We start from the raw sequence: 10,068 nt of genomic DNA on the forward strand, positions 1-10,068 counted from the left end.
CAGGTTCGCGCGGGCTACGTCCCCCACATAGGTAAAGTCGCGGCTCTGCTGACCGTCGCCGTAGATGGTTCCCGCCTCTCCCGAGAGCAGGGCGCTCACGAAGGCCGGCACCACCGCGGCGTAAAGGGACTTGGGGTCCTGGCGCGGACCGTAGACGTTGAAATAGCGGAGGCACACCACCTCGATTTCGTAACAGGCGGTAAACGCCTTTGCGTAAAGTTCCATCGCCGCCTTACTGGCCGCGTAGGGTGAGACCGGGGCCAGGGGCTGGGTCTCCACCTTCGGGAGCGCCTCGCTGTCGCCATAGATCGAGGACGAACTGGCCATCACCACGCGCCGCACGCCCGCGCGTCGCGCTGCGTCGAGAATTGAAATCGAGCCGTCTACGTTCGAGTGATTGGTTTTTGCAGGATCGTCCACGCTCCGCGCGACGCTGCCGAGCGCGGCCTGGTGAAAGACGACCTCACAGTTTTCCATCGCCAGAGCCACCGCATCGGGGTCGTTGATGTCGCCGTACAGGAGCGTGAAGTTTGCGTTGTCTTTGAGATGCGCGAGATTGGATTCCCGGCCCGTCGAAAAGTCATCGAGCACGCGCACCCGCGCCCCCTGCGAAAGGAGGTAGTCGGCAAGATTGGAGCCGATGAAGCCCGCGCCGCCCGTAACCAGATACTGCGTCATTTCAACTTCCTAGAGACGGTGAATGTTCTTCTTTGTGATCGCGCCAAACGCATTGCGGGTATCGAGCACAAGCTGCGCATGTCGCGCGATCTCCTTGCAATCGAATTCGGCGTGATTGGTGATCATCACGACGAGGTCATAGCCCTTGAGCATGGCGGGCGTGATTTTTTGTGAGGTCAGTTTCTTGCCGATGCTCGGCTCATTGATCACCGGCACGTTCGGGTCCGTGTAGGCCACTTTCGCACCTTCGGCGGTGAGTAACCGGTAGACTTCTACGCCGGGGCTCTCGCGCACATCGGAGACGCCGGGCTTGTAAGCCATTCCGAGCAACAGGATCTTCGAGCCGTTCAGTGCTTTCTTCTCTTCATGGTTGAGAATGCGCGCCGACTTGTTGAGCACAAAGCGCGGCATGTTTCCGTTGATGTCGGTCGCCAGCTCGATAAAACGATTGGTGTAGTTATACGCCTTCGCCCGCCAGGCCAGATAAGTCGGATCGAGCGGAATGCAGTGACCGCCGATGCCGGGCCCCGGAAAGAACGGCATGAATCCAAACGGCTTGGTGCTGGCCGCGTTGATCACATTCCAGATGTCGATCCCCATCCGGTCACACATGAGCATGAGCTCGTTGACCAGTGCGATGTTCACCGCGCGGAAGGTGTTTTCCAGCAGCTTCACCATCTCCGCTTCTTCGGTGCTGCCTACCGAAACGACGGTTTCCACCGCCTGCTGATAAAGCGCAGCGGCCAGTTTCGTCCCCGTCGGCGTCGTGCCGCCGACCACCTTGGGCGTGTTGTAAGTTTTCCACTGCTTGTTGCCCGGGTCGACGCGCTCGGGCGAAAAGGCGACGAAGACGTCCTTGTCTACCGTGTAGCCGGCTTCGATGAGATGCGCCTCGACGAGCTCGCGGGTCGTTCCCGGATAGGTCGTCGATTCGAGCACCACCAGCGCGCCCCTGGGCAGGACTTTGCCCAGCTCAGAAACGGCTTCCTGGATGTAGGAAACATCGGGTTCGCGCGATTTTCCAAGCGGCGTGGGCACGGTGATGGAAACACTGCTCACCTTGCGCAGGCTCTTGTAGTCGGTCGAAACGCTGAGCCGACCGGTCTTGTTGGCGGCGCGCAGCTCGGCGTCGGGAATGTCCTCGATGTAGGACTTGCCGCGCCCGATTCGAGCGACTTTTTCGGTACTCACATCGACGCCGACCACGTGAAAACCGGCCCGTACGAACTCCAGCGCCAAGGGCAGGCCCACGTAGCCAAGGCCCACGATTCCCACGCGCGCGCTCTTGTCTGCAAATTTTTTGAGAAGCGCCTGTGCGGCGTCGTTCTTCTTCATTCAGCTCACAGTGTCCCCTGGAAACGCTGGGAATCTTAGCGCTCGCACCGGGCGGGGTCTATCACTCTTCCCCGCGCAGGATTTCAGCGGTCCGCCGGGCGATCCGGGTGGGATTGTAGGTTTCGGCGATGGCGGAGAGGCCCGCCTCGTTGGGGCGCGGCGAGGCCGAGAGAATCTCCCCCAACGCCTGTCTTGCCGAATTCCCATCGCGGGCTGTGCGAACGCCCTCCATTTCATGGATCCAGAGCACCTCGCGACCATGGGAGAGCGCCTCCAACACCATTTTGGAGAGCCCGTCGTGTTCGGGCAGGCGGTAGAGCACGCTGGTCTTTTCATAGACCGAACGCATTTTCGTTCGTCCGAGTCTTCCCATTACCTGAAGATTTCCGGGAGCGTTCTCGGGCGCGGTGCTCGTTCCGCACAGATAGAAGTCGGTGCCGGAAAATTCCCGCGCCAGCGAAACAAAGCCCGGAATGCCGTAAAAGGCCTCGCGCCCCTCATTGGCGTAGGCCAGCACGCCATGCTTCGCGGGCATGGGAAGCGGATCGGGTGCGAGATCGGGCGGAACAATCGGGACGAGGTGCGCGGCAATTCCCAACTCTGCCAGCTCCTGCTGGAGCCACGGTGCAACGCACAGGTGGATGTCGATGCTCCCGGCGTGGGCTCGAAGCTGCTCGTGCAGGCGCGAATCTTCGAGGCTCTGCGCTACGTCCGTGCCTATCCAGTGATTGACCGTGCGGCAGCCCAGCAAGCGGGCCCGCCCGAAAAATCGCGGCATGGCCGAGGCCATCACGCCATAGGCGACATTCGAGGCAAGGAGCCCCGCGCTACTCGAAAGCAACGCAGCCGGGTCAATGATGCGTGGCGCGAGCGAGTGATCCAACGCAAGGGTATCGCGCACGTAGGGGAGTGTCTGCACGTCTCCAAACAACGCAATTTTCTGCTTCTTCATCGGCCCAGAATCTCCGCATAAAGCTGCGTGTGCGCGTCGATCATCCGTTCGATACCGTAGCGCGATTCCACGAAGGCGCGCGCATTTTCGGCGTACGTTTTCCGTCTCTCCACAGTGGCCATGGCCTGTGCCAGCTCGGCCGGATCATGGCGGGCCGCCCAGCCTTTTTGTTCCGGACCGAAGTATTCGATGAAGGCATCCGCCCCCACCGCGGTAATGGGCGAGAGACGTGGCGCAACTACCGGCAGATTCATCGCCAGCGCTTCAAGCACCGAGAGCGGATGACCCTCCGAGTGCGAGCTGCACACGTAGGCGTCGGCCGCGCCAAGGAGTGCGGGCACGTCGGTGCGCGCCCCCAGAAAATGGACCTGCGCGGAGATGCCGAGTTTTTCAGCCTGCGCCTCCAACGCGCCTTCGAGCGGGCCGTCGCCTGCCAGCAAAAGTGTGCGCGCAGAGTCTTCTGCGAGCTGCGCGAAGGCGTCAAGCAAGTATTTGTGACCCTTCTGCTCGGCCAGACGCGCGGCGCAGATCCAGACGAATGCATTTTCCGATATTCCGAGCTTGCCGCGAATCCGCGTACGTTCTTCGTCGTTCTTCAGGGTGAACTTCCCGAGATCGATTCCGTTGGGAATCACCCGAATTTTCGATGCGGGTGTGAGTTCCTCCCGCAGCAGATGCGTGCGCACGGGCTCGGATACCGCAACCACGGCCTTCGCCAGACGGGCCGCGGCCACATAGGCCATGCGCTGGCGGCGTGAAACGTCGCGGTAGGGCAAATGACGGGTGTAGAGGCCCCTCACCCCCACGAGCCGCGCAAGTGCGACCACTTGCCAGTCGGTGGGACGGTTGTGCACATGGACCAGACGCACCTCATGCTCGCGCAGATAGGCCTGCACTTCCCCGCGAGCTGTTGCGTCCCGAATCCCGGGAAGGGCAATGCGCCGAACCGGCACGCTGCGCCGGGCGGCTTCGGCTTCCAGTGGATTTTCGAAGAGATTGCGCCCGGAGTCTTCGGGCCCGGCGCAGAGCAGCTCGCTGCGATAACGCTCCCTCGGCAGACGCGCAGCCAGCTCGAGCGCCACGCGTTCGGCGCCGCCCACCTGGAGGCTGCTCACCACCTGGACAATGAGCGGTTTCATGCGCGTTGCCTCCGAAAGAGCTGCAGAATCTCGCTCGCCTGCGGGCTGCCGAGCAGGCGCGAAATAAGCAGATAGATTACCGGCGCCGCCAGTGCCATCGCGAAGAGGCGCCCGCCGATCGCTCCCTGCCCTTCGCCGGCGAGCAGCACGCCCGCCGCCAGCGGAAGCGCCAGCAACGGAAGGCCCGCCAGTGCAGCGCGCGCAAATCCTGTCCAGAATTCGCGCCCGAAGAGACCGGGATTGTTTCGCGCAAAGAGCCACGCACCAAGTGGTAGGCCCACTACGGCATTGATGGACGTAACGGCTGCAAGGCCCACCACGCCGTAGCGCTCTACCAGCAACCAGTCGAAGATCACGTTGAGGATCATGGGCGAGAGTCCCGCCCAAAGCATGGGGGAAATGGTCCGTTGCTGCGCGTAAAAAGATTTCACCAGCACACTGCCAAAAGCCATGCACGCGATGAGCGCGCTGTAGGCGCGAAGTACGTTCGTGAGGATTGTCAGTTCCTCGGGACCGCGCGCGCGCCCGTAAAGCAGGAACGTCGCAAGATCGGGGGCAGCCGCCCAGGTCCAGATCGCCGCGGGAATGCCGATGAAAAATACGGCGGCAAATCCCTCCCGACTTGCGTCATTGGAAGTGTTTCCTGCGGCTGCTTCTTTCGAAAGGCGGGTGAAGAGAACCGTTACCAGCGGCATGCTCAGGATTGCCTGCACCACGCTCACCCATCGATCTGCGTAATGCAGCAGAGAAAGGCTTCCTTCAGAAAGAAAGGACACAAAAAACCGGTCCACCGCAACATTCACCCGTGTTGAAGCCGCCACGATAACGACCGGAATTCCCATCGCGTAGAATCTTCGAAGCGAGGGATGCGCCAGATCGAAACCGCCAACGCTGGCACGCAGTTCCGATCCAAGCAGCACCAGCGTCGCGGCGAGTCCGACGAAAACCTGCAGCATCACCAAAGCGAAGACGCCGTAGCGGTCCTTGAAAGCCAGGAACAGCGTGAGCAACACAAGCGATTGAATCATGCCGGCCAGCGCCGGACGAGCGTAATTCTCTCGCGCGTTGTGGGTCTGGGTGAGATAGGCCAACAACACTGAAGGAATGAGCCCCGCCCCCGTCCAGAGGAGATACTTTCCCGCAAGGGCGTGGGCCTCCCCCGCCAGACCGGGAGTAAAGATACCGAGCGCGACTTCGGGAAAGAGCGCAAAACCCGCGGCCAGCAAGGCCCCCAGCACACCGATGGGAACAAACAGGGAATTGCGCGCGGTCGCATAGGCTTCGACGCCTGCCTCGCGCTCGCGAAGGAGCTGCGGAACAAGAAGCTGGCCCACGCTCAGGATCAGAAGCGCCAGCAGCAAGTTGGGCCCGGCGCTTGCTGCGACGAGCGCGTCGATCTCCGCCCCCGTTCCGAAGCTGCGCGCCAGCACGAACTGCAGCGCGAGCTGCAGCACCTGGCCGGCAAGTGCCAGCACGCTCAGCGAGCCGCTAGCGCGCCACATCCGGCTCTCTCCCCCGTGAGATCAGCACGATGGCCCCTGTCACAAGTGCGGCTGCAGCGTGACAACTCTGCGACACCTTCCATCTGTGGACGTATGCGCTCATTTGGCCAGCTACCATAGCCGCTCTGGGCGGGTTGCGTGAGCGTCACCCCGGAGGAAGGCACAATGTCCGGTTCGTACGACCCCGAAAAATTCCGGCGCGATCTCGGTCGACAGCTTCGCGCGTTGCGACGCGAGTCGGGTCTGACGCAGGCCGTGGTCGCAAAGCACGCGGAAATCGGCAACGAGTTCGTGAGCCGTCTTGAGAACGGCCAGGGCTCTCCCTCGCTCGATACGCTCGGTCGTCTTGCCGCGGCGCTCGACATCCCGGTCTCCGAGCTCTTCCAGTTTGAAAACGAATCGCCCACCCAGCAACGCACAACCAAGCGCCTGATGCGTGTCCTCAACCGGCTCGGTGAAGAAGAAATCGACCTCGTGCTTCGCATGGCCGAACAGGTTGCCCGTTACCAGTCGCGCAGTTCCCAAGATCTCCCCGAATCGTCCTGCGCCTAGGCGTCAGGCTCTTTTGAAATCAGGTAGCTACCGATTGCCAGGTGATCGAGGCCGCAGGAATAGAAAGTGCTGATTGCCTCAAGCGGGCTCAGCACGATGGGCTGGCCCTTCACGTTGAAAGACGTGTTCATCACGACAGCCGCGCCGGTACGCTTTTCCATCTCTTCGAGCATTTGCCAGTAGAGCGGCGCGACCTTTTTCGAGACGCTCTGCACGCGGCAGGTGCCGTCTACGTGCACCGCCGCGGGGATGGTATTCTTTCCGTGTTCGTTGGCCTGGAAGGCGACGATCATAAAGGGCGAGTGAATCGGACGCTCGACGAACTGGCCGACCTTCTCTTCCTGGATCGAAGGGGCAAACGGGCGCCAGGGCTCTCGCCACTTCACTTCCTTGTTCACCTTGTCCTTCATTTCGGCCATGCCGGGATTGGCCAGAATGCTGCGTGCACCCAGCGCGCGCGGGCCAATCTCGCAGCGGCCCTGAAACCAGGCGACGATCTTTCCGGCGGCCAGCTTCTCCGCAGTCTCGACGGCAATGTTCTCGCACTTTTTCCAGTGGGCGACCTTGCTCTTCTTGATCGCGTCGGCAATTTCCTCATCGCCGTAGCCCGGTCCCCAGTAGGCATGGTCCATCACGAAGTCCGGACGCTCTCCGGTTTCGGTCGCGTGCGCGTAGAGCGCCGCGCCGATTGCCGTTCCCGAGTCCGACGACGCGGGCTGCACGAAGAGCCCCTCAATGTCGTCGCGGCGCGCGAAGGTCCCGTTCATCGAACAGTTCAGCGCGACGCCGCCCGCCAGACACAGATTCTTCGCGCCTGTAAGGCCAAGCAAGTAGTCGACCCAGGCGTGCCCCATGGCTTCGAGCGATCGTTGAGCCTTTGCAGCCAGTGCGCGGTGTTCATCGGTGAGCTCATCATCGGGACTGCGGTAGCGAAGGCTTCGAAAATACGCGTCGCACGCGCGCTCATCGATGCGCGGCGGCGCGCCCCTGGGCATGTGCAGAAAGTCGAAGGGCGCGACCTGGTCACTCGGAACATAGGCAGCCAGCCCCATGACTTTGCCCTCTTCGGAATGCTTGCGAAAACCGAGCGCTTCAGTCATGCGCTCGTAGAAAAGCCCCAGGCTCTGCCCCACGGGGATGCGCGCCAGCTCGCGAATGCGCGCGCCCTCGCCCAGCGCCAGCAGGCCACTGGAAAATCCCCCGCGCCCGTCGATGGTCAGGATTGCCGCGCGCTCAAAGGGTGAGCAGAGAAACGCGCTGGCCGCGTGGGAGAGGTGGTGTTCGACGAAACGAACCCGCGATTTGTCGGGCACCATGCGCCCGAAGAGATTTCGGACGCCGAAATAGTGGGTCGAGAGAAAGCCGATTTCGGCCTCGATGTGGCGGGGTGAAACGCCCATACGGCCAAGCAGAAAATCGCGGCCGAATTCCGCCAGATGCCGCCTGGGCCGCTCATGCCCGATGGCGATGAGATCGACGCCCTGAAGACCCGTATCCGCCTGCTCCAGGCAATATTTAGCCGACTGGAGGGGTAACATCCGGGGTGCATGTTTGATGTGGACGTAGCGTTCCTCCTCCACAGCGGCTACCAAACGCCCGCCCACAAGGGTCGCTGCGGCCGAATTGAAGGAAATCGGGGATGTCAGGCCGAGGATTTTCAGGGCCGCGTCCTTTCAAGGGGCACTCGATGGCACTATCATAGCTCCCGGTTGCGGTGGATGCGACTCTCCAGAATCTCTCCGAAGTATCGAGACCCCATGAAAAAACAAATTCTGTCTTCAGCGATTTCTCTATTGGTTGGCCTGTGGCTGGTGCTTGCAGGCATTTCTTCGTGCGGAAGCGACACGGCCGCCGCATTTCTACAGCTTGCACTCGGCGAGCCGGCCCCCCAGGGCGCCATTGTCAGTCAGACCTGGGACCCCTTCACGGTGGAACTCCATGACGCCGCGGGCGATCTTCTCGATGTGGACGGCCTGCCGGTGACGCTCTCTCTGGATACCGGAACCGGTAATCTGACCGGAACGCTGACCCAGAGCACCAGCGGCGGCGTCGCAAGCTTCGATGACCTGAGCTACGACGCCGTTGAAGACATCACCCTGAGCGTGGAAGCGTCAGGCCTGAGCGCCCTCCCCCTCCCCATCGTCGTCACCAAGGCGCCCGACGCGCTGGTTTTCGTCAAAGAGCCCTCGATGACCGCGCAGGTGAATCAGCCCTTCAGTTTCTTTGTCGTCGAAGTGCAGGACGTGGACGGACGCCGCGTCTATGCCGACACTAACCGTGAACTCGTCCTTGAGCCCATGGGTATGCCGATGGGTGCACTGAGCGGTTCGCATACCCGCTCGGTCGACTACGGACGGCTTGTGTACAGCGATATTCGTTACGACGAAGTCGAAAGTATCACCCTGCAGGTGCGCGATTCGAGCGCGGCTCTCTCCACCCAGGTTGCGGGCAACGCCACCAGCGTGGAAGCGGGCCCCACCGGTATTACCGAAATCTTCGTCGCCAGCCTCACCGACGATGACATGCTCTCTTCGGGCACGGGCACTTCCATCAACCGTGAGCCGGTTCTCTCCGCCGACGGGCGCTTCGTCGCATTCGAATCGCTGGCGTCCGATCTGGTAATGGGCGATACCAACGGCACACTGGATGTGTTCGTCCGTGACATCGTTGCCGGAACGACCGAAATCATGAACGTCTCCAGCAGCGAAGAGCTCGGCGACAGCAACTCATGCTACCCGGCAATTTCGGCCGACGGACGCTACGTGGCGTTCAATTCCGACGCATCCAATGTCGTGCCCGGCGACACCAACGACGCCGAAGACCTGATCCTGCGCGACCGCCAGGAGGGGACGACCATCCTGATTTCGCGCGGCATGAATGACCAGCCCGCCGACGAACGCAGCGATTACCCCGAGATGAGCGCCGACGGCCGCTACATCGCCTTCCACTCGGGTGCATCCAATCTTGTTCCCGACGACACCAACGAGGCCTACGACATCTTCGTTTTCGACATGGTCGATGAAACCCTCGAGCGCGTCAGCGTTGCGAGCGACGGGAGCCAGGGCCTCCGCTCTCCGGGGGATAACAACACACGTGCCTCCGAAATTCCGGACATCAGCGACGATGGTCGCTACGTGGTTTTCCACTCGAGGTTCGTGAACCTGGTTCCGGGCGATACCAACGGCGCGCGCGACGTGTTCGTACGGGATCGCGTGGCGGGAACCACCGAACGGGTGAGCGTGAGCAGCGACGGCGCGCAGGCGGTGGGCGGCGACAGCCGTGACGTGGCCATGTCGGGCGATGGACGTTACGTGGCCTTCGGATCGACCGCCTCCAACCTGGTTCCCAATGACACCAACGGCGATTCCGACATTTTCCTTCGCGACCGGCAGATGGGCACGACGATTCTCATCAGCGTCGATTCCGACGAAAATCCGGTCGAAGGCAGCAGCGTCCGGCCCTCCATCTCAGAGGATGGCACCCGCATCATCTTCGAATCCCGCTCGGGTGATTTCGATGTGACCGATACCAACGGCGAGCTCGACATCTACCTACGTGATCTGGACGCCGGCACCACCACCCGCCTGAGCGTTGGCACCATGGGCGAGGACGCCAATTCGGGCGAGCGCAACTGGATCAACTACATCTCCCCCGACGGCAACTTCGCTGCGTGGGAGGCTTACAGCGATGACATCGCCAGCGGAGACAATAATGGCATCAGTGACATTCTGATGGTGCCGATTCCGTAATCATCTCTCCTGGAAAAAAAAAGCGCCGGAGCAATCCGGCGCTTTTTTGTTGCGTTCTTTTGAGCCTATTCCTCGTCGGGAACCCAGCGCAGCTTGGGGCTGCGGGCGGCCAGCGTCTCATCCAGGCGCCGCCGGAAGGGGATGTGCGGCGCTTCCTTCAC

8 protein-coding genes are annotated in these 10,068 nt (G+C 61.8%); 2 read left to right on the top strand and 6 right to left on the bottom strand.

Translation table 11 applies throughout. The features are described 5' to 3' along the window. The 5 genes from KDH09_03740 to KDH09_03760 all read right to left on the bottom strand — a co-directional run. The coding region (locus tag KDH09_03740) for an SDR family NAD(P)-dependent oxidoreductase (GenBank protein MCB0218783.1) at nt 1-678 on the bottom strand (678 nt) is incomplete at its 3' end. Between the two features lie 9 nt (nt 679-687). After that, on the bottom strand, nt 688-2,013 hold the full coding sequence (locus KDH09_03745) for a nucleotide sugar dehydrogenase (protein ID MCB0218784.1): 1,326 nt from the start codon (nt 2,011-2,013) through the stop codon (nt 688-690). 61 nt (nt 2,014-2,074) lie between these two features. Then, entirely contained in the window at nt 2,075-2,965 is an 891-nt protein-coding gene (locus KDH09_03750) for a hypothetical protein (GenBank protein ID MCB0218785.1), read from the bottom strand. After that, entirely contained in the window at nt 2,962-4,104 is a 1,143-nt protein-coding gene (locus KDH09_03755; GenBank protein ID MCB0218786.1) for a glycosyltransferase, read from the bottom strand. Before KDH09_03755 ends, KDH09_03750 begins: the two co-directional genes overlap by 4 nt. Continuing rightward, nucleotides 4,101-5,606 carry a hypothetical protein gene (locus tag KDH09_03760; GenBank protein ID MCB0218787.1) on the bottom strand — a complete coding sequence of 502 codons (1,506 nt, stop codon included), beginning with the start codon at nt 5,604-5,606 and terminating at the stop codon, nt 4,101-4,103. Before KDH09_03760 ends, KDH09_03755 begins: the two co-directional genes overlap by 4 nt. Nucleotides 5,607-5,771: 165 nt before the next feature. Here KDH09_03760 and KDH09_03765 point away from each other — a divergent pair, with 165 nt between their 5' ends. Next, nucleotides 5,772-6,158, top strand: a complete 387-nt coding sequence (locus KDH09_03765) for a helix-turn-helix transcriptional regulator (protein MCB0218788.1) — start codon at nt 5,772-5,774, stop codon at nt 6,156-6,158. Here KDH09_03765 and KDH09_03770 read toward each other — a convergent pair. Next, nucleotides 6,155-7,558 carry a carbamoyltransferase gene (locus KDH09_03770; GenBank protein ID MCB0218789.1) on the bottom strand — a complete coding sequence of 468 codons (1,404 nt, stop codon included), beginning with the start codon at nt 7,556-7,558 and terminating at the stop codon, nt 6,155-6,157. The two genes, KDH09_03765 and KDH09_03770, sit on opposite strands and share 4 nt — an antisense overlap. A 357-nt stretch (nt 7,559-7,915) precedes the next feature. Between KDH09_03770 and KDH09_03775 the strand changes: the two genes are divergently transcribed. Beyond that, complete coding sequence (locus KDH09_03775; GenBank protein ID MCB0218790.1) at nt 7,916-9,907, top strand: PD40 domain-containing protein; 1,992 nt, start codon at nt 7,916-7,918, stop codon at nt 9,905-9,907. The last annotated feature ends 161 nt before the right edge of the window (nt 9,908-10,068 follow it).

The organism is Chrysiogenia bacterium, assembly GCA_020434085.1.
Classification (GTDB): Bacteria; JAGRBM01; JAGRBM01; order JAGRBM01; family JAGRBM01; genus JAGRBM01.